The sequence below is a fragment of the Alkalibacterium gilvum genome (assembly GCF_900109085.1).
In the GTDB taxonomy this organism is placed as follows: domain Bacteria; phylum Bacillota; class Bacilli; order Lactobacillales; family Carnobacteriaceae_A; genus Alkalibacterium; species Alkalibacterium gilvum.
Window position 1 is genome coordinate 1 of sequence record NZ_FNYW01000009.1, and the last position, 23568, is coordinate 23568.

Sequence of the window (23568 nt, forward strand, 5' to 3'; positions counted from 1 at the left end):
ATTCCATAGAAAATTCCTGTAAGTATACCTTGTCCAATGGACACCTTGAGGGCATTAACAATAAGATTAAAACAATAAAGCGAAGTGGCTATGGTTATCGTAATTTTAAACATTTGAGAGCACGTATTCTAATTAGCTTTAAGTTGAAAGAAAAGACCAACAAAGAAATCAGACCCTTAACTTTTGAAGAAGAAAAAGAAATCGTCAAACAATTAAATACTAAAGTCGCATAAATAAAGGTAGAAAGCATGTCGACTTTCTACCTCGGAAATCTCTGACCAACACGATTTGACAAAGAACCAGTATTTCTAGCTTTTTTAAATCTGGTTCAAACGCATCCTTGTCATTTGTTTCTCTTGTACTTATTCGTCCCAGTGTCACATGCCTATAAAACTTTTTAGAAGCTCTTTTTATATTGTTTATAGTTGTTCATCTGTGGATTGGAATTGTGCATTATATAAATCTGCATAGAAACCATCTTGTTCTATCAGCTCTTCATGGTTACCCGTTTCAATGACATCACCATGATTCATCACAATAATCTTGTCCGCATCTCTAATCGTTGATAAGCGGTGAGCTACTACAAAGCTTGTTCTATTTTCAAGCAATCTTCCCATAGCCCGTTGTATCAATATTTCTGTTCGCGTATCTACAGATGAAGTTGCTTCATCAAGTATCAGAACTTCAGGATCAGCAAGGAAAGCACGAGCTATTGTTATTAACTGTCTTTGTCCTTGAGAAATATTTGTTCCTTCCTCATTCAGCATCGTATCATAGCCTTCTGGCAGACGTCTAACAAAATCATCCACATGAGCGGCTTCAGCTGCCTCCAAAATTTCCTGATCACTTGGATTTTCTTCATGACTACCGTATCTAAGATTTTCCCAAATCGTGCCGTTGAATAACCACGTATCCTGTAATACCATCGAGAACTTATTACGTAATTTGTCTTTCTTTATATCTCTGGTATCTACACCTTCATATCGGATGCTACCACCTTTTACGTCATAAAAGCGTTCCAATAAATTGATTAGCGTGGACTTTCCTGCCCCTGTTGGTCCAACAACTGCAATCATTTGTCCTTCTTTTACTGTTAGATTAAAGTCTGTCATAAGGAGGTCGTCCTGACCATATCCAAACTCTACATTTTCAAACTCAATTTTATAGTTTGTATTTTCTCTAGGTTCCAAGCCGGACTCCGTTTCTTTCATTGGGTCCTCGTCAAGTACTTCAAAAATACGTTCACAAGAAGCAATCGTTACTTGAATCGTGTTAGCTAAATTGGCTAACTGCCTTACTGGCTGAGAAAATTGATTAACATACTGAATGAACGCTTGAACATTACCTAATGATACTGTTCCGTTAGCTACTCCGATCCCACCAATGATGGCTACACCGAAATATCCTAAGTCTCGAGCAAAACTGACCAGTGGCATCATGATACCTGTTAGAAACTGAGCTTTCCATGATGCTTTATTTAATTTTGCACTTTGCTCTACAAATTTTTCTATTTCATCTTCTTCTCTGTTGTACGTTTTAACTATTGTATGTCCAGAATACGTTTCTTCAACTTGATCATTCAAAACCCCAAGTTCTTTTTGCTGGGCAGCAAATTGTTTCTGCGACTTTGGAGCTACAAAGGCAATCAAGAGAAAACTAATCGGCACCGTGACGATTGTTACTAGCGTTAATTGAATATTGATACTGAACATAACTATCAGCACAGTAACAAACTGGACCACACTCATAATAAATTGAGTCAAAGATTGCTGCAAGGTATTAGCGATTTGGTCCATGTCATTGACCGCTCGTGACATGATATCTCCATTAGAATGTGTATCATAATATTCTATCGACAGTGTTGACATCTTTTCTTTTAAATCTTTACGCATATCATACACAGTCTTTTGAGCGATATGAGCAGTGATATATTGTTGGAAATACCTAAATACTGCTTGTGTAATATAGACAATTGCAACAGTAATGAGTATATTTTTTATATAATCAAAATCTATAGGGAATGTATCAACAACCTCCCCAGCCTCTCTTAGCATCCTACCTTCTTGAATCCCGCGATATATTTCAGTTGTTGCTTTACCTAAAATATACGGCGCTAGTGTAGCTAATATGGTTGCACCTATAACTAAAATAAATGTTGCTGCTAGCCCCCAAAAGCGAGTTGACATATAACGAACTAAGCGTAAAGTCGTTCCCCAAAAATTATTGGCTCTTTTTGCTTTTAAATGTGCAGCATTTTTTGAATCTTTAGCCATTAAATGTCCTCTCCTTTCAACTGAGAATCCATTATTTCTTGATATACTTTATTCGTTTCTTTTAATTCTTTATGTGTTCCTTTTCCTACCATTTTACCTTTATCTAAAACGATAATTTGATTCGCATCCACAACTGTACTAATACGTTGAGCTATAATAACGACAGCTGCGTCTTTTGTTTCGGGTTCTAATGCTTCTCTAAGTTTAGCATCTGTTTTGAAGTCCAGTGCTGAGAAAGAGTCATCAAAAACTAAAATATCTCCTTCTGTAACTAAAGCTCTGGCAATACTTAATCTCTGTCTTTGTCCTCCAGAGAAGTTTCCTCCGCCTTGTTCTACATATGCATCGAGTTGATCCGATAAACCTAGAACAAAGTCTTTTCCTTGAGCAACATCCAATGCATGCCATATCTCTTTATCTGTAGCATCCGGTTTCCCATATTTTAAATTATCTCGAATCGTACCCGAAAATAAAATAGCTTTCTGCGGAGCAAAGCCTACAAGTTGTCTTAGTTTACCTTGTTCCACTTCTCTAATATCTTTGCCATTAACTTTTATTGAGCCACTCTCAACATCATATAAACGTGGAATCAAATTAGCTAAAGTCGTTTTACCAGAGCCTGTACCACCTATAATGGCTAAACGTTCTCCTTTTTTCAAAGTGAAATCAATGTTACACACGGCAGGTTTTTCAGCCCCAGGATAACGATAACTTACGTCATTGAATGCTAGTGACGCACCATCTTTTGTTGCCAATTCTTTTGGACTTTTTGGATCTTTAATAATATTAGGTGTATCTATGACTTCTAAAACTCTAGAAGCAGCAACTTGTCCACGTGGTAGGAAAAATAATGACTGAGATAACATCATAACACCGATAAGAATTTGCATAGCATATGTCATAAAGGCAACTAAATTTCCTACTTGCATGTCTCCAACACTAATTAACTGTGATCCAAACCAAATTATCATAATATTAGTAATACTAATAGCAAAGGTCATTGCTGGCATCATGAAAGCTAATCGAGTAAAAGCTTTAATTGATGTAGAAGCGAAATCCCAGTTCGCATCATCAAATCGTTCTTTTTCATATTTATCTTTATTGAACGCACGGATGACACGAATCCCAGTTAAGCCTTCTCTGAAGACTCTATTTAGTTTATCTGTTTTTAATTGCAATGATTTAAAAATTGGACTCGTTGCTCTTAAAATTAGGTACAACAAAAGTCCCAAAGCTGGTATAGAAATCAAAAATACAAAAGCTAATTGAGGCTCTCTTGTGAAAGCCATGATTCCTGCCCCTATCATAAGAAACGGCGAAAGCGCCATGACACGTAACACCATCATCATAACGAATTGAATCTGCATGACATCATTCGTTGTTCGTGTAATAAGTGTTGAGGTCCCAAATTTATCAATCTCTTCATTGGTAAAGTAGGCAACCGTCGTATAAATCTTTCTTCTAATTTTATCGCCCAATCCTTGTGACTCTTTAGCAGCGAAATATACATTACCCAAGGCTGAGGTTATTGTTAGAAATGTAAAACCCAGCATGATGAAACCTGTTTGTACAATATAATCAATATTTCCTTCTGCCACACCGTAATCAATAATATTAGCGGTGATCGTTGGCATGGCAAGCATGCCTACAATTTGTACTGCTAAAAAAACTAGACTTAAAAATATACGCCATGGATTCATCCACTTTCCTAATCTAATCATACATTTCCCTCTTTCTTTTCTGGAATAGCAATACCATAGGTGATCCATTCCAATCGTTTAATAAATAAGTTTTGAGTTTCTTTTACTGATAGTTCTTTCCAAAAGCCTTCCATGATTGTATCATTCAACATACTTAGAAAATACTTCAATATATCAAGTAGTTCATTTTCAGAATCAATTTTTAAATTGTCCCTATTTATGACATCAATAAGACGCTCATCTTTTGTTGGGCGTGTTTGTTTCCCTTTAAAATCCACGCGTACTTCTCGATTAATTTGATAATTCATATGAAGATACATATTTTCAAAAAAACCAAACTTTTTTGATTCCATAATATACATCACGTATTTTTCACTAAATAACTTGAAGCCTTCATAAAAATCACCTTTTTTTTCCTGAAAACTTTTAAGCATTAAATTATGATAATTACACCTGAATTTTCCTATCAGAAAAAAGTATAAGTCTTTTTTATCTTCAAAATACTGATAAAAACTACCTCGAGAGATCTCTGAATTTTTAACAATGTTTGAAATAGACGCTTCATTCAATGGTTTAGCCGAAAACTCCTTCATTGCTCCAGCAATTAGTCGTTCTCTTTTTTCTTCCGATAAATTAAAGAATGTTTGTGTCGGCAATTTAATACCTCCTTGAACGAAATTTTAAAATGACAACTTGTCATATTATGTTATTATATGTGCCGAGTTGTCATGATGCAAGAGAAAGATACTAAAAAAAGAAATCTTAGTCCAAGTCGTTTGAACTAAGATGTTTGAATTATTCTATTTTTCAGTCGTTTCATCAGTGACTTCTGTTGTCTCTTCTGTATCGTATAAATCAGAATTCTGCCTATACCACTGAAAAAGCATTGACAAGATTATTTTTAAAATCGCATATCCAGGTATACCAAATACTACACCCATTAGACCGAATAATCGCCCAGCTACAAGTAAAAGAAAAATAATATTGACTGGATGAATTTTTAATGAATTACCTAAAACTTGTGGTGAAATAACACGTCCTTCAAGCAATTGTTCAACTCCAAAAACAATCATCACTTTTAAAAGCATAAAGGGCGAATCGACTACCGCAATAATTAGTGCGGGTATTGTCGCTATAAATGATCCTAGGTAAGGTATTAAATTTAAAAATCCGGCGAATATACCTAGAGTCAAAGCGAAATCTAAACCAATAATTGAAAATCCAATGTAAAACATAAGTCCTACAAAAACTGCCACAATTAATTGGCCTCTAACGTAATAGCTAATTTTTTTATTAATATCTGTAAACAGTTTACTTATAGTTGGTCTTGCTTTTGTAGGGATAAAGCGAAAGAGTTTATGTGGGATTCCCTTCCCATCTTTAAGCAGATAAAAAAGTACAAAAGGCATTGTAAATAGAGTAATAAACGTACGTGTGATTGTACCAATAACGCTGCCAATACCCCCAACGGTTGCATTTAAAACAGATGACGTTTGATCTGTAAGTGTCTCAACAAATGACGTACTCTCAGTTTGATTCATTAAATCAGATAGAATGCCAATATTAAGTAAGGTTTCAACTTGGTCTATGAAGTTTTTCCAGTAAGACGGCCAAATATCTATAAGTGACAACACTTGTTTCTGTATGATTGGAACAATGTAATTCATTCCACCAATAATCACAAGAATAACGACACTAAATACAAACGCAATCGCGGTGTTTCTAGAAAAGCGTTTATTCTCCAGCCAATCAACTAATGGTGTAAAAAGATAATAAAAGATAACAGCAAAAATAATTGGAGGTCCAACGATACTAAAAGCTATCATAAGTGGTTCAAATATATAAGAGATTTGTGTAATCATAAAAACATTCAACGCTAAAAGAAAAATAACAAGCAGTACAGTGACAAACTTATTATCAATAATTTGTTTCCAGAACCAGGTATCATGCCATTTGTTTGAGTAATGTTTATCTTCTTTATTGTTCAATTTTCCCACCTCGTTTCTTCTATTTTAGCACACACTCATGACATAAAGGTAAATATTCATTCCAACATTTTCTTCTTTTTTCTGTTTCCTCTCTTTTGTACCCTCATCAGTAATTCTGTTATACTGTATAGGAAAATTAAATGCACTTAAGGAGGAAGGACGTATGACCCAAAAAATATTACTTGGTACCTATACTAAAAGAAAAAGTGAAGGTATTTATAGTGTGAAACTAGACGAACAAAAAAAACAGTTAATTGATTTAAAGGAAGAAGTCACTGTTTCTACCCCAACTTATCTTGCGGGAAACAATGATTACAGTTTACTTTTTTCTATTGCAAAATCTTCCAATGGACAGGGTGGGATTGCATCTTATAAATATAACAAACAGCAAAAATCATATACAAAAAGCGATAGTGTGTTTTCAGATGGTGCTCCACCTTGCTATATTGCTTATGATCAAGCTAAACAACTTATATTCACTGCAAACTATCATAAGGGACAAGTTTCCGTTTATCGAACTTCTACTGATGGTGACTTAACCTTAGTAGATACACATGTTCACTCAGGAAAATCTGTGCATGAAAACCAACAATCGCCACATGCGCATTATTTCGATTTTACACCTGACAAAAAATTCTTGGTCTCTTGTGATTTGGGTTCAGATGAACTTCTCATGTATACGCTGGATGATGAGAATAAACTCACTGTTTGTGATGTCATTTCTGTTACACCTGGGACTGGGCCTAGACACATAGTCTTTCACCCTAATAACCGCTTTGCCTATGTGGTAGGCGAATTAAGTAGTGATGTCATTGTTTTTAGCTATAACAGCACGAATGGGACGCTTACCCCCATTCAGACAATTTCTTCTATCCCACAAGACTACGATGCCTTTAATGGCGCAGCGGCTATTCGTATAAGCTCAGACGGTCGTTTTGTTTATGCATCAAATCGTGGACATGATTCCATTGCCATTTACGAAGCAGCAGAAGATGGCACTTTAACTCTTGTAAATCATACGCCTACTGAGGGTGAAACTCCTCGAGATTTTAATCTTGATCCTTCCGAATGTTTCATAGTGGTTGGTCACCAAGACTCAGATAATCTAACGTTATTTGAAAGAAATGATAAAGACGGCACTCTGACTTTATTGCAAAAAGACGTTTTCGCCCCAGAAGTCATCTGTGTAAAGTTTTAAGCAGGCAAAAGCAATCCTTATTTTATTTAAAAACAGGCTAGGGCAATTGCCCTAGCCTGTTTTTAAATTATAGTATTTCAAGTCACACTATTTAGACGTTACAGTACCAATCTCAGTTCCTTTGGTGGTTTCTCCGGTAGTGTTTAAGCTATAGTCATCCACTTGGTCCATATTAGTGAAGACAATAATAACTGTATCTTTTTTTCCTGCTTTTTTTAAGCCGTCTAGATCTACAGTCGAAATTTTTGTATCCGTTGTTACTTTATCTCCTTCTTTTACTAAAGTATCAAATGGTCCACCTTCAAGTTCAACTGTGTCGATTCCGATGTGCACGAGCACTTCGATGCCGTTATCCAGTTCTAATCCAACAGCATGCTGGGTAGGAAATACACTAACAACTTTTCCTGAGCCTGGTGCGTAAACATCTCCATCGCTTGGGACGACTCCAAATCCATCTCCCATCATTTTCTGAGAAAATACTGGATCCTCAACTTCTTCAATTGGAATAACCTTACCATTAACTGGACTCACTAATGATACTTTTGGATCTTTTGATTCTTTATCTTTCCCTTTTAGAAAATCAAATATACCCATAATTGTCCCTACTTTCTTTTATTTAAATTTTAATTATATTTTACCACTCAATCTATTATAATAATAGCATACACGAGACAATTCATAAATTAAAATGATCTTTATGTAATTTTTTTTAATATATCTGGTATTTCATTCCTAAGTTCGATATTATTAGAAAGCAAATATATTTTATTGAAGGAGTTATTTAAGTGTTTATAGAAATTATCAAATCAATTATTTTGGGAATCGTACAAGGTATTACCGAATGGCTCCCAATTAGTAGTACTGGCCATATGATACTGGTCGATGAATTTTTAGTTTTAAATACAAGCCCTGCCTTTAAGGAAATGTTTCTTGTCGTTATACAGCTCGCATCTATTTTGGCTGTAATCATTATATTCTTCAAAAAGCTTAATCCGTTTGATGCTGATAAAAATGATGATCAAAAAAAAGAAACATGGCACATTTGGTTTAAAGTTATTATCGGTGTCATTCCGGCTGGTGTTTTTGGGTTATTATTTGAAGATAAAATCAATGAAGTCTTCTTTAACTGGCAAACCGTGTCTGTTGCTTTAATTTTTTACGGTATTGCATTTATTGTTATTGAAAAAATGAACAAAGGAAAAAAACCGAAGATTACAAACTGGGAGCAACTAACTTATCGGATTGCATTAATGATCGGTTTCTTTCAGGTATTGGCGCTCATCCCGGGCACATCGCGTTCTGGTGCGACAATTGTGGGAGCAATATTGATCGGCACAGCTCGTCCGCTTGCAGCGGAGTTTTCCTTCTTTCTTTCCATACCTGTTATGGTAGGAGCAAGCATGCTTAAATTGCTTGGTTTTGGTTTCAACTTTACATCCGAAGAACTCATTATTCTTCTTGTTGGTTGCTTGTTCTCATTCGCTGTTTCAATCTTCGCAATTAAATTCTTGATGAACTACATTAGGAAAAATGACTTCAGCTTATTTGGTTGGTATCGAATTGTCATTGGACTTGTTGTGATTGGTTACTTCGCATTATTAGGTTAAGGCGCACAAAAAAGAGAGCCAGGGGCACTATATGACCTTGGCTCTCTTTTAAGTTTCATATAAATTAAATCAAGAAGTATGTTGCAAGTAAAGTAAGTAAAAATAACCCACTAACTATCCACTGAACGAGTGTAAGCTTATTTTTTTTGCCAATAGCTATTTGAACGAATGGGTAAAGAATAAAGCCGTACGCCATTCCGTCGACGATGCTGCCAGTAACTGGTATCAGTATAATAATCAATACAAGAGGCAACCACTCGACTACTTTTTCTACTTTAATAGAACGTACTGTAAAAGCCATTGAAAAGCCTGTAGCAACAATGACAGGTCCCACTGCTTCTGAAGGGATATACGATAAAAAAGGAGCTAAAAACAAAGCCATTAGGAACATAACTCCTGTAGTTATAGCTGTTAAGCCCGTTCTTCCCCCCTCAGCAATACCGGCACCATTTTCTGCAACAGGAATGGCCGGACTAGTTCCGAGTAATCCAGATATAAAACTGGCTATCGCTCCAATTTTATAAGCCTTCATGCTTCGCTTTCTATCTTCCAATAATGCCTCAATCATACCGATTGTTTCAAACATCAATAACATTGTGAGTGAAAAAACACCAAGTAGAAATTCGACTGAAAAGAACTGACTAAAATCAATTGCTGTAACAAGCTCATCAAAATTAAAGAGCGGTTTTAAATTAAAAGACACCGCTTCAAAAGAATCAAAATATATAACCCAATAAAGTAATGTGGTAAATAGGATAGCATATAAGAATCCGCCTTTTACATTAAAGCGTTTAATCAGTAGTACAAAAATAAGTCCTATAACTCCAACAGTGTTCCACTTTAAACTTCCCTCGACAATAACACCCATGTTCTCAAGGCCTATCACTACAAGAAATAGCCCAATCCCAACCGTAATTGCTTGTTTCAGCATGGTCGGAATAGCTTGGCTGACTTTGCTCATAACCCCAAATAAAGCAAGCAAGGAGAAAATTGCTCCAGAAACAACAACAACACCTAGACTCGACTGCCAAGTCAATCCTAAAGCCGCTACTAAAGTGAACGTAAAAAAGGCATTTTCTCCCATACCTGGTGCCATTGCTAAAGGAACATTAGCAAACCACCCCATTAAAAAACTGCCGATCACAGATATGAATATAGTTGAAAACACACTGAATTCACTTGGTACACCAGCTTCTCCAAGAATCATTGGGTTTACGAACAAGACATACGAAATTGAAAAAAATGTAACTAATCCAGCTAAAACTTCCTGTTTAACTGTTGTTTTGTTTTCTATTAAATTAAATCGGTCAAACATCAATACAGCCTCTTTCTTTTTAAATTAACGATACACCTTAGTTTAACAAGGTTTCATTTAAATGAAAAGAAAAACTTGTCTTTTAAATAAAGACAAGTTAATCATTTCTTATACTAAGGGTTCATCTAATAACTGTACACCATTCTTTTGCCCTACATATTGCTTTACTTTCCAGATATCATCTGAATAGCGCTTGATTGTATAATCAGCTGAAAAAGGTGCAGATGATGCGATATTTAGGAGTGATTTTCTTGTCCATTCCTTTTCATCTTTGTACAAAGCATCCACTTTTTCTTGAGCATCTACATACGATTCAAAATCCTTCAATACAAAATACTCATCATTATAATTGACTAAAGAATCAAAGATAGCATAACCTTCTCCATTTAAGCCTGGGATTGTATCATTTGTCAAGGCATCTAACGTCCGTCGCAGCTTATCATTCGATTCATAAATAGCTTTGGAATTATAGTTGTTTGCTGCTTTAAGTTCATAAACGTCATTACTAGATAAGCCAAAAACAAACATATTTTCTTCTCCGACAAAATCTTTTATTTCAATATTAGCACCATCTAGTGTTGCTAGTGTTAATGCACCATTAGCCATCAGCTTCATATTACTCGTTCCTGAAGCTTCCATACTTGCAAGTGAAATCTGTTCACTAACATCGGCAGCTGGTATGATTTTCTCTGCGAGCGAAACGCCATAATTTTCAAAAAAGACAATTTTTAATTTGTCACCGATATCTGTATCGTTATTTATTAACTCGGCTAATGAATTGATGACTTTGATAATTTGTTTTGCATACACATAACTTGGCGCTGCCTTGGCTCCAAATATAAAGACACGCGGCGTATAATCTATTGATGGATTTTCTTTTATCTCCAGATAACGGTAAAGAATATGCAACATATTTAAATGCTGACGCTTATAAGCGTGTAGACGTTTAATTTGTACATCAAAAATGGCTTTAGGATTTACTTTTATCCCTTGAACCTCTTCAATATACTCAGCCAATCGAACTTTATTTTCAAGCTTTATCTTGGCCAATTCATTAATCGTTTTCTCATCCTGTTCAAATCCTTTAAAAACTTTTAGCTCCGCAGGATTTCTCTTCCATTTTTGGCCTATCTTTTCGTCTAATAAATCAGTCAAACCTGGGTTGGATAATTGAATCCAGCGTCTTTGCGTTATTCCATTGGTTTTATTATTAAACCTTTCAGGGTATAGCTCAAAGAAGTCTTTTAATACATCATCCATTAATATTTCTGTATGAAGCTTAGCAACACCATTGACACTATGACTACCGATTACAGCTAAATGAGCCATATTCACGACACCATTTTGTAAAATAGCTGTTTGCCATGTGATACGCTCACCATAAATAGGTAATGTTGTTTCAACAAAACGTTTATTAATTTCTTCAATAATCATATAAATACGCGGTAACAAGTCTTTCATCATATCAACCGGCCATTTTTCTAAGGCCTCTCTTAGAATTGTATGATTGGTGTAACTACATGTTTTAAAGGTGATTTCAAAAGCTTGCTCCCATGACAAATGCTCCTCATCAAGTAAGATGCGCATCATCTCTGGAATGACCAGAGCTGGATGCGTATCATTGATATGAATCGCCACTTTATCTGGAATATTTTTTCTTGGTAAATTATATTTTTTATAATGACGTAAAATGGACTGCACACCTGCTGAAACCATGAAGTATTCCTGTTTCAGCCTCAACAATCTTCCTTCGTAATTTGAATCATCGGGATACAGCACTTGAGTAATTTCTTTTATTGGTTCTGTCGCTTCCAGAGTATGATAATTCTCTTCTTCTTCAACTGGAGTTTCCGCAGACCAAAGTCTTAAATTATTAACTATATCATTTCTGTAACCAACCATCGGTGTATCATAAGGCACTGCTAAAACATTTAACGTGTTCTCATATTTAGTTTTCATATGTCCTAAATGATTTTTTTCTAGCCAAACGTTTCCTCCGAATCTCACCATACAGGTTGACTTGTCGTTACGCGTTTCCCATACGTTTCTATAACGAAGCCAATTTTCAGGTAATTCGACCTGATAACCATCTACAAATTTTTGCTTGAAAAGACCGTACTGATATCTGATTCCATTTCCATTCCCTGGTATTCCAAGTGAAGCCAAAGAATCCATAAAGCAAGATGCCAAACGACCTAAACCACCATTTCCAAGTGCAGGATCGGCCTCGGCTTCTTCCAACTCATGAAATGATAAACCCATTTCTTCTAGTCCTTCTTTTATTGTATCAAGTAAACCTAAATTATAGGCATTACTTTCAAGTTGACGTCCTGGGAGAAATTCCATAGAAAAGTAATACACTTGTTTTACACTATTTTCTACATAATTTTCTCTTGTATTTTTCCAGTTTTCTGAAAGATAATTTTTTACATATATTCCTAGAGCATTATATATTTGCTCATTAGACCCTTCCTTATACGAGTAAGCATACATACTTCGAAATTGCACTTTAAATTCTTCAATGAATTTTTTTATAGTTAATGTCATAATAACCTCCATGTATTGGTCATAAGTATACGCGAAAGGAGCATTCAAAAGAAATTGACTTTCGAGTATGAATCGCACTATTTATATTTTATCGATATCTATTAGCATCTATTATCCTTTTTCAAACAGAATATAGTTAACATTATAACATTTGACAAAATACCTACTTTTTTTATAAAAAGAGCTCGTACCGCCCTTCACACTCAGGCCATACGAACCCTCTATCCGTTTATTTAATTTTAGTAGATCAAATACTTATAATGTTCAATATATTCTTGAGCAGATTTCTCCCAACTATTATTAATACTCATGGCTCTCGCTTGAATTTTTTTGAAACTTTCGGGCTTGTCATAGTAAACCGTCAGCGCACGATCAATGGTATTAAGCATTGTAATTGAATCAAAATCATAGAAACTGAAACCTGTCCCTTGTTCTTGGAATTCATTGTATGGATCGACCGTATCAACAAGTCCGCCTACTTCATGAACAATAGGCAATGTACCATATCGTAAAGAGTTAAGTTGTGATAGACCACACGGCTCAAACGCTGATGGCATCAAGAAGAAATCTGACCCCGCATAGATCCATTGTGCGAAATTACTATCGAAATGGATGATTGCTTGAAATTTATCTGGATATTTTTCTGATAAACGCTTCAAGTCCTTTTCAAAATAAGGCTTTCCAGTCCCTAACAGAACCAGCTGTACTTTTCTGAATTTTAAGAGCTCGTCCATAGACTCAACAATAAGTTGAACACCTTTTTGTTCATCAAGACGTGTTACGACTCCAATCAAAGCAACATCTTCTTGCGGAAGCCCCACTTTTTCTTGAAGTGCTTTTTTATTCTTCATCTTACCTTTTAAATTTTTAATAGAAAAATTATACGGAATTGTTTTATCCTTCTCAGGATTATAGGCATCATAGTCTATGCCATTGATTATTCCCACTAATTTATGATCAATTTTTCGAAGATCATTATCTAATCCATAACCAAATTCAGGAGTTTTAATTTCTTTTGCGTACGTTGGACTAACAGTTGTAACTAAATCAGAGTAATAAAGAGCCCCTTTTAGCCAACTCACTTTGTCCCCGTATTTTAATCCTTCTTCGTTAAAGGCTGCGTAGCCAATGTTATAAAAGTCAGATAAAATATACTGATCAAAAACACCCTGATAGAGGATATTATGAATAGTTAAGACTGTTTTAATATCTTTTAAAGCATTAATCCAAGAATATTTATCTTTAAGAAGTACTGGGATCATCGCCGTCTGCCAGTCATTAACATGTAAAATATCAGGTATAAAATCAATTTTTTCTAGCATTTCAATAATAGCTTGTTGGAAGAATGCAAAGCGTTCACCGTCATCGCCATAATCGTAAAGTTCTGAACGGTCAAAATGAAATGTGTTATCCACAAAATAATAAGTTACTGAGTCTTTTACCAATTTTTTTATTCCGCAATATTGTTTACGCCAGCCGACCTCAACAATGAAGTCGGTCACATCTTCGAGCTGTTCTTTTGTTGTATCGTCAAGTTTACTGATAAAATACGGTAAAACCACGCGAACATCATGTCCCTTGTCTGCCAACTCTTTGGGCAATGCCCCCACAACGTCGCCTAGACCTCCTGTTTTAAAAAACGGTGCACATTCAGAGGCGGCAAATAATAGTTTCATTTTTTTATTCACCCTTCTCTATGTCTCCTTCTGCATATATAATACTATCCTTAGCTACTACTATCGGATTTTCGATTGTTCCTTCCAGTCTAGCTCCTTTTTTCACGTAAACGTGTTTATCTAGGATTACATGATTTAAATATACATCTTCCTCAATGCAAGAATCTTGCATAATGATTGAATTTTCTACTTGAGCACCTTCTGCTATACTTACCTTCCTAAAGATAACAGCATTTTGTACTTTCCCGTAAACTTCACAGTCATTAGCAAATTGGGCGTTATTTATTTCTGATTGCTCACCATAATAGGTTGGTGCTGAATTCTTCGGCTTTGTAAGCACTGGATTAGCACGATAAAATAAGGCATTAAAATTATCCTCATTCAACATGTCCATGTTCGCTTGGAAGTAGCTCGAAATGTCTTCTATGACTTTTAAATACCCAGTATATTCATAACCAAAAATAGTTTTATCATCATCTAGACTGAACTGAATCAGATTTTTTACAGTGACATCTTTTTGCTGTTTTCTGGCTTTATAAAGAAGTTTCAAGAATGTCTCTTTATCTAGAATCATTATCTCCATGTTAAGTAACAGAGCGTTCTCTGTATCAGTTAAATCAGCAATAGAATTAAAGCCTACAATACGTTCTGAATCACTTTCACTCATAGAGAGTGAGGTATGAATAGAGTCTTTACGGACCTCCCCACGTTTTATCTTTTTGTAAACAACTGTAACGTCACTTTCTTTTTTCAAATGAAAACGCATCAGAGAATCCAACTGAACATTAGATAACATATTTGACCCCATTAACAAAACGTATTCAGCATTGGAGCGTGAAACAAAATGATAATGATCATCGTAATAATTCCCCGTGTATAATTCTGTCCCTTCTAACTCGGCTTTAAGATTTATATGGGAGTGCGTAAATACGCCACCGCCAACCCTTGATTCTAAACCCCATGTAGAACCTGAACGAATATGGTCATAGAGCGAATGCCCAGAACCTGAAATAAACAGAGCTGCAGACGGTACTTCTATCCCTGTCAGACTTGAAAAGGGGAAGTCTATTAGTCTATATCGGCAGCCAAAAGGTAATGCGGCCACAGGTCTTCTATTTGTTAAAGGTTTTAATTTGTCACTATTTTCTACTAAATTCAAAATAGGCGCAACTTTATTTCTCATCTGAGTAACCTCCCACTTCTTCATCGTACCCCACTACTTCAATTGTATCTGAAGTCCCTATTATTTCGACTCCATCATGGATATGTGCTCCTTCTCCAATAATTGCCTTTTCAATTTTCACATTTTCGCCAATAACTGCGTTTGGCATGATGAATGAGTTTTTGATATAAGAATTTTTTCCTACTTTTACACTGTGAGATAAAATAGAATGTTCAATCTCACCTGCTATATAACATCCATCTGTAATCATGGAGTTAGAGACATTCGCACTTTCAGTTAAAAACTGCGGTGTCGTGTTGGGGTTGTTAGAATAAACTCGCCATTTTCTATCCCTTATATTCAATTCATGTTCAGGATCCAAGAACTCCATATTTGCGTTCCACAAACTTTCGATTGTCCCAACATCTTTCCAATATCCTTCAAAAGAATAGGCATATATCGCTTCATTATTTCTTAAGTATGCAGGAATAACATGGTGTCCAAAGTCTGTTAATTGTCTGTCTTTAGCTTGACTGTCAACCAGATACTTTTTCAATCTTGACCAGTTGAATATATAAATACCCATTGAAGCTAAATTAGATTTTGGATTTTCTGGTTTTTCCTGGAATTCGACGATGCGATCAGTTTTGTCCGTATTCATAACGCCAAAACGTGAGGCATCTTCCCAAGGAACAGGCATAACTCCAACAGTTAATGTTGCCTCTTGTTCTTTATGGTAATCGAGCATTTTTTGATAATCCATTTTATAAATATGGTCTCCTGAGAGGATAACGACATACTCAGGGTCTTTATTATCTATAAAGTCTATATTCTGAAAGACTGCATGAGCAGTTCCTTTAAAGAATTTTTCGCCTTCCATGCTTGAATAGGGCTGCAAAATTGTTGCTTCGCCATCATGTCTATTCAATCCCCAATTTGCACCATTCCCAACATGGTTGTTTAAAATGAGTGGCTGATACTGAGTAACCACCCCTACGTCATTGATTCCAGAGTTAGCACAGTTTGATAAAGCAAAGTCGATGATACGGTAATTACCACCAAAAGGTACAGCGGGTTTTGCAATTTGCTTTGTTAGTTTCCCTAAGCGAGACCCCTGACCTCCGGCTAAAATCATTGCGACTGTTTCAGTTTTCATACGTTTTTGGAAGTGTCTATTGACCTTCCTTCCCTCCTCGTAATAACTAAATTTTTATCCCTTTTTATTGGCCACACCGTAAATACGTTTAGGTCTCAGTACAACAACACTTAAAGCTGGTAATAGTGCTTCTATAGCATAGGTTTTTCCATGTACGACTTCTTCGGTCGTTTTTAATATCCCCTGAGGTTTAGTCCAGGTCCCCCCTAAACTACTCCACTCAGTATTCCATACTTCCTCATATTGCCCTTTGTAAGGAACACCCACTTTAATATTTTTTCTTTCTACGGGTACAAAATTACAGAGTACAATTAGAAAATCTCTTGGTTTTTTCCCTTTACGAATAAAAAACAAGGTCGTTTCCTCTTCATTATCTGCATCTAGTATCTCTGTCCCTTCAAACTGATGATCGACTTCCCAAAGAGCTCTGTGTTGCTTATAAAACTCATTCAGTTTTCGGGTAAACGCGAGATGATTGGCATTCATCGAATCATCAAGGTTGTCCCATGCAAGCCCCTCTTGAAATCGCCATTCAAGAAATTGACCAAATTCTGCACCCATAAATTGTAATTTTTTCCCTGGATGCATCATACGATAGCTTTCTATTGTTCTTAATCCTGCAAATTGATTGTAGCGATCGCCGTGCATTTTGTGCATCATCGATTTCTTACCATGGACAACTTCATCGTGAGAGAAAGGTAAAATATAGTTCTCATTAAAGGTATACATAAATGAAAAGGTTATTAAATTGAAATGATTTTTTCTCAATAAGGGATCCATTTCAAAGAAACGTAACGTATCATTCATCCATCCCATATTCCATTTATAATTAAACCCAAGTCCACCTTCATGCACAGGGTGGGTCACTTTTGGCCAAGCCGTACTCTCCTCTGCCATCATCAATGTATCTGGATGTCTTTCAAAAATCACTTTGTTCATGAGCTGGATAAATTCGACGCCTGCTTTATTGACATTTGTTCCCTCGTCATTTGGTGTCCAAGGTCCTATGTCATAGTCCAGATAGAGCATATTACTCACTGCATCCACCCGTAAACCATCTAGATGGAATTGTTCTAGCCAGAATAAAGCATTGGATATTAAATAACTCCTCACTTGGTTTTTTCCTAGATCAAAGTTCAACGTTCCCCATCGATTATTATTAGCCTGATTAGGATCGCTATATTCAAATTGTGGCGTCCCATCATAATAAGCAAGTCCGTAGTCATTACGGTTAAAATGACCAGGTACCCAATCCATAATCACTCCGATATTTTCTTGATGCGCAGACTCAACAAAATCTTGCAATTCTTCCATTGTTCCATATTTAGAAGATACACCATAAAACCCAGTTGCCTGATATCCCCAACTTGCATCAAGTGGATGTTCCATTAGAGGCATAAACTCTATATGGGTATAACCCATTTTTTTTACGTAAGGGATTAGGTCTTCTTTTAATTCGCCAATCGTAAACCATGTTCCATCATCATGTTGCTTCCACGAACTCATGTGGACTTCATAAATATTTAAAGGACGGTTATAGCGTTCTAGCCGTTTACGATTAGCCATCCACAAGCCATCTTTCCATTTTTTGTCAGGGAGATCCCTCACAATAGAGGCATCATTCGGTCTCACTTCAAACTCATAAGCATAAGGATCTATCTTGTAGGCAACCGTTCCATCTTCTTGCACAATTTTATATTTATAACAATCACCTTTTTTAGGTCTACTATCTTTGAGCTTAAAGATACCCGTTTGTTCAACTTTTTCCATTCGATCAAGTTCAGCCCATTTATTAAAATCGCCTACGAGGTATACCTCTTTAGCATTCGGAGCCCAAACTGTAAAATTATATCCATCATCGTCTTTCTTGCATCCCATAGTCATATAACTATCGTAATTAGTCCCCTGGTTGAAAAGATAATAGGAAGTTACATCATCTTTACTGTCACTCCATTTTTTTTCATCATTGCTCATCAAAATCCCCCTTTTTGTGAAGCAAATCACTTTAAGTTTTAAATAAAAATTAGAAAGTTCTTATATAATTATTGTAACTTAAATAAAGGGAGTATACCAAACTTTAATACTTTTAATTTTTACTTTTTTTAAATGACCGTAACGCTTTTATCTACACCTTCAGACCGATGACAACTCTTTTCTTTAATGGTATGATGGTTGTGTATTAGATATTGTAATAATCTAGAGAGGAGGATTCATACTAATGGAAGGACTACTACTAGGTTTAGGCTTTATAGGAATAGCGCTAGCAATACTCACCCCACTTTTTAAAAGTGGCGCAGGGCTCGCCTTATTAAGTATGGCCGCTTATTTCTACTTTATAGGTACTGAAACGTGGTTACCTATCGTTTTATTCACTGCAGGATTATTGCTCATAGTCTTTGAAATATTTGTTCCAGACTTTGGTGCTTCGGGAATTATCGGAATCATACTTTTAATCTCAGGCCTGTATTTAACTATTGGAGATTTTACTCAGACCATACGAGATTTAAGTTTTTCCGTAGTCATTACAGCAGGTGTAATTATTTATCTAATTAAAAATGGTTACTCTCTCTCAAATGTGAACAAGCTTATTTTACAAACAAATATACAAAGTTCCAGCGATAGCACGGCTGTTGAAAAAGATAGAATCAACGTGGGTGAAGAAGGTGTAGCTGTTACTCCCCTTCGTCCATCGGGCAAAGTAACTTTTGGTGAAGATTCCACTTTGTATGACGTATTAAGTACAGAAGGACATATATCGAAAGATACAGCAGTCGTTGTAGAAAAAGTAAAAGGAACCAAGATAACAGTTAGAAAAAAATAGATAGGAGATATAACTATGGATATATTAGAAAATGGATACATCGGGATAATCATCTCAGCAATCATCATATTAATATTAATTAGCGTTTTCCTTCGCTTCGTCCCTGTAGGTTTATGGGTTACGGCTTACTTTTCAGGCGTCAAGGTAGGTATTGGTACATTAGTGGGAATGCGTCTTCGTCAAGTTAGTCCACACTCCATCATCCGTCCGTTAATTAAAGCCACAAAGGCTGGATTAGAGTTGTCAACAGATGAGTTGGAAGCACACTACTTGGCAGGCGGAAATGTTAACACCGTCATTGATGCCTTAATCGCTTCTCACCGTGCAGAAATCGATTTAGCATTTGAAAAAGCAGCTGCTATCGACTTGGCAGGACGTAATGTTTTCGAAGCGGTTCAAGTATCTGTTAATCCTAAGGTAATCGTTACACCAGATATTGCTGCTGTAGCAAAAGACGGAATCGAGATCATTGCAAAAGCAAAAGTTACAGTTCGTGCAAACATCGGACGTTTAGTCGGTGGTGCAGGTGAAGACACGATCATCGCACGTGTAGGTGAAGGTGTCGTTACTACCGTTGGTTCTGCCGAGAAGCACTCAGACGTTCTTGAAAATCCTGATATGATTTCTCAAACTGTCCTAGGTAAAGGATTAGACGCTGGAACGGCATTTGAAATCTTATCGATTGACGTTGCTGACGTAGACGTTGGTCGAAATATTGGCGCTAAATTACAAACAGAACAAGCGGAAGCGGATAAAAATATCGCACAAGCTAAAGCGGAAGAAAGACGTTCAATGGCTATTGCCCAAGAACAGGAAATGCGTGCAGAAACACAAAAAATGCGTGCCAAAGTTGTGGAAGCTGAAGCGGAAGTGCCTATGGCCATGTCAGAAGCTTTACGTAGTGGTAATCTAGGTGTTATGGATTATTACAAAATGAAGAATGTTAATGCAGATACCGAAATGAGAACAGCCATATCCGGACAGTCAACTGAAGAAGAAGAGTGATAAGTATGCCTCTTATAATTGGTTGGATTATTCAATTGATCGTATTCTTTACTGTTGTTTCATCTATCGCTTCTTTTTTTTCAAAGTCAACTAAAAACAAAACCAAGCAAAAAAAGGTAAATGACCCAAGCGAAGTTGAAGCACCTAAAAGAAAGAATAAAAATGTGAGACGTAATGAGCAACCCCAAAAGAATAAAGACAAACGCTCTCAACGCGAAGAAAAATATACACGTACGCCAAGAGCAAGAGATAGAGTGCGGGAATCATATGACCCAATAATCAAAGATGTGGTCACTATAGATAATCCTTACAGTACTAAAGAAAAGAATACTTCAGCTACTTTTAATAAAAAGAAATTAAAAGTAGCAGTTATTCATAAAGAAATATTGGACAAGCCCGTGTCAATGCGTGACGATTGGTAATTAGAAAATAAAAAAGCTTCAAGCAAGAAAAGATGAACGACCTCTATCTTTTCTGTTTGAAGCTTTTTTAGTCTCTATAAATCATGAAGAATTCTCTTTTTATTTCAATAAATTTTTCCATATTTCTGAGTATTTGAAATAAAACAGCCCGACTTTCGAACTCTTCTCTTGTTTTAGGTAAATCCGATCGCCTGTAATGACCATACAAACTTGATATATGATCCAAATGACTTAGAACTGGATTTTTTTCATGTAGTTGCTTAGAAATATCATCAAACAATTCAGCTAGCACAATATTTTGCTCTGTTTTTAGTTTAATTGCTGTAATATTATCGATATCCATTTCCAGTAAATCCAGCTGTCTTTCCCTCATCTCAATATAATTTATATAGTAATCATTATTATTGACTAAACGATTCTGATAATCTAATAAGGCAATCTTTTTTGTATCTTCAAGTAGATCAGACAGTTGATGAGCTTTAACTTTAAGTTCTCGATAGACAGTGTCCCCCATTAAATAAGTATAAAATAAACGTAATAACTGTCTCAGTTCTTCTTCAATCGAGCGAATATTCTCATTTATATCTTTCTCATAAGATGGCATCCAGAGATTAAAAACAATAGCAGTAGTAGCACCTATAATCATCAATAAGAACCCATTAATTTGCCAACTTAAAGCGATACTTTCTGCCGTAATAAAATGTGATACTAATACTGTTGTCGAAGCGATAACAGACTGAAAATTTAGTTTATACGCTGCAGGCACATAGACCATTAAAAACAAATTGAATGTCCAGACTGAAAAACCTAAAAAGTAAAATATAATCGATGCTATCGTAAAAGCCATCAGTGTCGATCCCAGCCTTTTTAAAGCAGTGGCTATGGATTCTTTTTTTGTATCTAGAACACTCAATATTGCTATAGTCCCTGCTGAAAAAGGATAAATCACCCCAACAGCCTTAGCAATGACTATAGCAATTGACGTAGCCAGCACGATTTTTATCATTTTGAATTTTATATTCATGCGGTCTATCCCTCTTTCGTAAAGGCAGTGTTCTCTCAACTAACTGTGTATCTAAGTCATTAATCGACGTCACAATGTTCCCGACTTTATTATCGATATCAATAGCCATAACCCCATTATTCCTGCTCCAATGAATATGATTATAGCAAAAATAGATACACCTGCTGCTTCTGCCATTACAAAAATAAAAGCAGATGCCAGTATGAGCGCTGCGATAATGACCGCAAAGACTAAACGATTGACCATTTTGTTTACCTCACGCCATTTATCATCGAAATGAACGAGATCAAGGTGAACAAGCAACCTTCCGTTATTTATCGTATCTAATGCACGTTTCAGTGCGGATGGGAATTTAATTGAATCTTTGGCTAACTGGTATGCATCTAATTTTATTTTTTCTGAGGATATAGCACTGAAAAACTTGATATCATCACTTGTTTTCATATAATCTGATGCTATTTCCATAATATTGATATCTGGATGTAAATCTGTAACTACACCTTCTAATATGGTTAACGTTTTAGCTAACAAGATAAAATCATTCGGCATAACCATTTTATACTTACGCGTAACATGTAAAACATCCGAGAAGAAGGCGTTCAAATTAATTTGCCCAAAACCTTTTGACACATATGACTGATAAAAATCTTCTAAATCTTCTGAAAACTGGAATCTATTTATTTTTTCTTTCGTAATCGCCATCTGCAATAAGAGATTCATAAGCTGGTCGATGTCCTCAAAAACAATCGCCTGCATCATTTTAATTAAATCTTTTTTTACTGGATCGGATAATTTCCCAACAATACCGAAATCAATAAACACAATTTTATTATCGCTTAAGATAATATTGCCAGGATGGGGGTCTCCATGAAAATAACCATCTTTAAATATTTGTGAAAGAATGGAATAGACTAGTTTTTCAGCTACATCTTTTTTTTCATAGCCCTCTTTTTGAATTTGTTCTAGGTTTAGACTCCTTATCCCTCCAACATAGTCTTCAACCAACACGCGTTTAGATGTATATGGAAGATATGGCGTAGGGACACTCACAGCTTTGTTATTTCTATTCATTTTTTTAAAGGCGATAAGTGCTTGTCCTTCATTTCTAAAGTCCAGTTCTATTTTTGTTGTTTCTTCAATTTCTCTAAAAGCTGCTTCAACGTCTACTAACATTTCCTTAACTGTCTCTGGTGCCATAGACACAATGCGCGAGAAAAGATGTATATCTCTCAAAAGATTCTCTTCAATTTCTGGTCGTTGAACCTTTATTACAACTTCTTCTCCCGTTAAGAATTTTGCTTTATGAACTTGAGCCACGGAAGCACTTGCTGTTGGTTTTTCTTCAACCCATTCAAAGACATCTTCAAGAGGTTCTCTAAATTCCTCATAAAATATTCGTTTAATTTCCGAAAATTCAAAAGGACTCGCATCATCTCTTAATTTTGATAGCTCTTCTATGTAAGTAGGAGGCAGTAAATCCTGACGCGTTGATATAATTTGACCGATTTTAATAAAGCTCGGACCGAGTTCTTCAAAAGCTAGACGTAGATTTTTAGCGTCTTGTTCTTTATGTTTCGTGCGCAAGCGTGTGCGGTAGATATGTCCAAAGCCGTATGACGCAAGAACACTGGCAATTTCTCTTAGACGCTCCCGATTACTTTTCATTTGTCTGCC

The 23568-nt window shown here is 35.8% G+C and carries 19 protein-coding genes; 6 read left to right on the forward strand and 13 right to left on the reverse strand.

Features of this window, described 5'->3' with window-relative positions:
* The coding region (locus BMX83_RS11045; protein ID WP_245746624.1) for a transposase at positions 1 to 233 on the forward strand (233 nt) is incomplete at its 5' end.
* 186 nt (positions 234 to 419) lie between these two features.
* Here BMX83_RS11045 and BMX83_RS03960 read toward each other — a convergent pair.
* The 4 genes from BMX83_RS03960 to BMX83_RS03975 form a co-directional block, all read right to left on the reverse strand.
* Complete coding sequence (locus tag BMX83_RS03960; RefSeq protein ID WP_091633686.1) at positions 420 to 2273, reverse strand: ABC transporter ATP-binding protein; 1854 nt, start codon at positions 2271 to 2273, stop codon at positions 420 to 422.
* Entirely contained in the window at positions 2273 to 3994 is a 1722-nt protein-coding gene (locus BMX83_RS03965) for an ABC transporter ATP-binding protein (RefSeq protein ID WP_091633689.1), read from the reverse strand. The genes BMX83_RS03960 and BMX83_RS03965 overlap by 1 nt, the downstream gene beginning before the upstream one ends.
* A complete protein-coding gene (locus tag BMX83_RS03970; protein ID WP_091633692.1) occupies positions 3991 to 4629 on the reverse strand; it encodes a TetR/AcrR family transcriptional regulator in 639 nt (212 codons plus the stop codon). Before BMX83_RS03970 ends, BMX83_RS03965 begins: the two co-directional genes overlap by 4 nt.
* Before the next feature lie 144 nt (positions 4630 to 4773).
* Positions 4774 to 5961, reverse strand: coding sequence for an AI-2E family transporter (locus BMX83_RS03975; protein WP_245746625.1), 1188 nt, complete (start codon positions 5959 to 5961; stop codon positions 4774 to 4776).
* A gap of 163 nt (positions 5962 to 6124) precedes the next feature.
* Here BMX83_RS03975 and BMX83_RS03980 point away from each other — a divergent pair, with 163 nt between their 5' ends.
* On the forward strand, positions 6125 to 7159 hold the full coding sequence (locus BMX83_RS03980; protein WP_091633695.1) for a lactonase family protein: 1035 nt from the start codon (positions 6125 to 6127) through the stop codon (positions 7157 to 7159).
* 87 nt (positions 7160 to 7246) lie between these two features.
* On the opposite strand, the gene BMX83_RS03985 is transcribed toward BMX83_RS03980, so the two are convergent.
* The gene (locus BMX83_RS03985; RefSeq protein WP_091633697.1) at positions 7247 to 7753 is read right to left on the reverse strand and encodes a PTS sugar transporter subunit IIA; all 507 of its coding nucleotides are present in this window, start codon (positions 7751 to 7753) and stop codon (positions 7247 to 7249) included.
* A gap of 191 nt (positions 7754 to 7944) precedes the next feature.
* On the opposite strand from BMX83_RS03985, the gene BMX83_RS03990 reads away from it, so the two are divergent.
* Positions 7945 to 8766 (forward strand): undecaprenyl-diphosphate phosphatase, encoded by an 822-nt coding sequence (locus BMX83_RS03990; protein WP_091633700.1) that lies wholly within the window; start codon positions 7945 to 7947, stop codon positions 8764 to 8766.
* A 64-nt stretch (positions 8767 to 8830) separates the two neighbouring features.
* Here BMX83_RS03990 and BMX83_RS03995 read toward each other — a convergent pair whose 3' ends face one another.
* The 6 genes from BMX83_RS03995 to glgB all read right to left on the reverse strand — a co-directional run bounded on the left by BMX83_RS03995 (position 8831) and on the right by glgB (position 18596).
* Positions 8831 to 10081 (reverse strand): NCS2 family permease, encoded by a 1251-nt coding sequence (locus BMX83_RS03995; RefSeq protein WP_091633702.1) that lies wholly within the window; start codon positions 10079 to 10081, stop codon positions 8831 to 8833.
* A 108-nt stretch (positions 10082 to 10189) separates the two neighbouring features.
* Positions 10190 to 12628, reverse strand: a complete 2439-nt coding sequence (locus BMX83_RS04000) for a glycogen/starch/alpha-glucan phosphorylase (RefSeq protein ID WP_091633705.1) — start codon at positions 12626 to 12628, stop codon at positions 10190 to 10192.
* Between the two features lie 239 nt (positions 12629 to 12867).
* On the reverse strand, positions 12868 to 14304 hold the full coding sequence (glgA, locus tag BMX83_RS04005) for a glycogen synthase GlgA (protein ID WP_091633794.1): 1437 nt from the start codon (positions 14302 to 14304) through the stop codon (positions 12868 to 12870).
* A gap of 4 nt (positions 14305 to 14308) precedes the next feature.
* The gene (gene glgD, locus BMX83_RS04010; RefSeq protein ID WP_177170491.1) at positions 14309 to 15487 is read right to left on the reverse strand and encodes a glucose-1-phosphate adenylyltransferase subunit GlgD; all 1179 of its coding nucleotides are present in this window, start codon (positions 15485 to 15487) and stop codon (positions 14309 to 14311) included.
* Entirely contained in the window at positions 15477 to 16622 is a 1146-nt protein-coding gene (locus tag BMX83_RS04015; RefSeq protein ID WP_091633709.1) for a glucose-1-phosphate adenylyltransferase, read from the reverse strand. Before BMX83_RS04015 ends, glgD begins: the two co-directional genes overlap by 11 nt.
* A 54-nt stretch (positions 16623 to 16676) precedes the next feature.
* Positions 16677 to 18596, reverse strand: coding sequence for a 1,4-alpha-glucan branching protein GlgB (glgB, locus tag BMX83_RS04020; protein WP_091633711.1), 1920 nt, complete (start codon positions 18594 to 18596; stop codon positions 16677 to 16679).
* Between the two features lie 244 nt (positions 18597 to 18840).
* Here glgB and BMX83_RS04025 point away from each other — a divergent pair, with 244 nt between their 5' ends.
* Genes BMX83_RS04025 through BMX83_RS04035 form a run of 3 tightly spaced genes read left to right on the forward strand, consistent with a single transcriptional unit; the run spans position 18841 to position 20870 of the window.
* On the forward strand, positions 18841 to 19443 hold the full coding sequence (locus BMX83_RS04025) for an NfeD family protein (protein ID WP_091633714.1): 603 nt from the start codon (positions 18841 to 18843) through the stop codon (positions 19441 to 19443).
* 15 nt (positions 19444 to 19458) lie between these two features.
* On the forward strand, positions 19459 to 20448 hold the full coding sequence (floA, locus tag BMX83_RS04030) for a flotillin-like protein FloA (protein ID WP_091633717.1): 990 nt from the start codon (positions 19459 to 19461) through the stop codon (positions 20446 to 20448).
* Positions 20449 to 20453: 5 nt separating this feature from the next.
* On the forward strand, positions 20454 to 20870 hold the full coding sequence (locus tag BMX83_RS04035; RefSeq protein WP_091633719.1) for a hypothetical protein: 417 nt from the start codon (positions 20454 to 20456) through the stop codon (positions 20868 to 20870).
* A 67-nt stretch (positions 20871 to 20937) separates the two neighbouring features.
* Here BMX83_RS04035 and BMX83_RS04040 read toward each other — a convergent pair whose 3' ends face one another.
* Positions 20938 to 21894 (reverse strand): aromatic acid exporter family protein, encoded by a 957-nt coding sequence (locus tag BMX83_RS04040; RefSeq protein ID WP_091633722.1) that lies wholly within the window; start codon positions 21892 to 21894, stop codon positions 20938 to 20940.
* A 69-nt stretch (positions 21895 to 21963) separates the two neighbouring features.
* Positions 21964 to 23559, reverse strand: coding sequence for an ABC1 kinase family protein (locus tag BMX83_RS04045; RefSeq protein WP_091633725.1), 1596 nt, complete (start codon positions 23557 to 23559; stop codon positions 21964 to 21966).
* Positions 23560 to 23568: the final 9 nt, after the last annotated feature.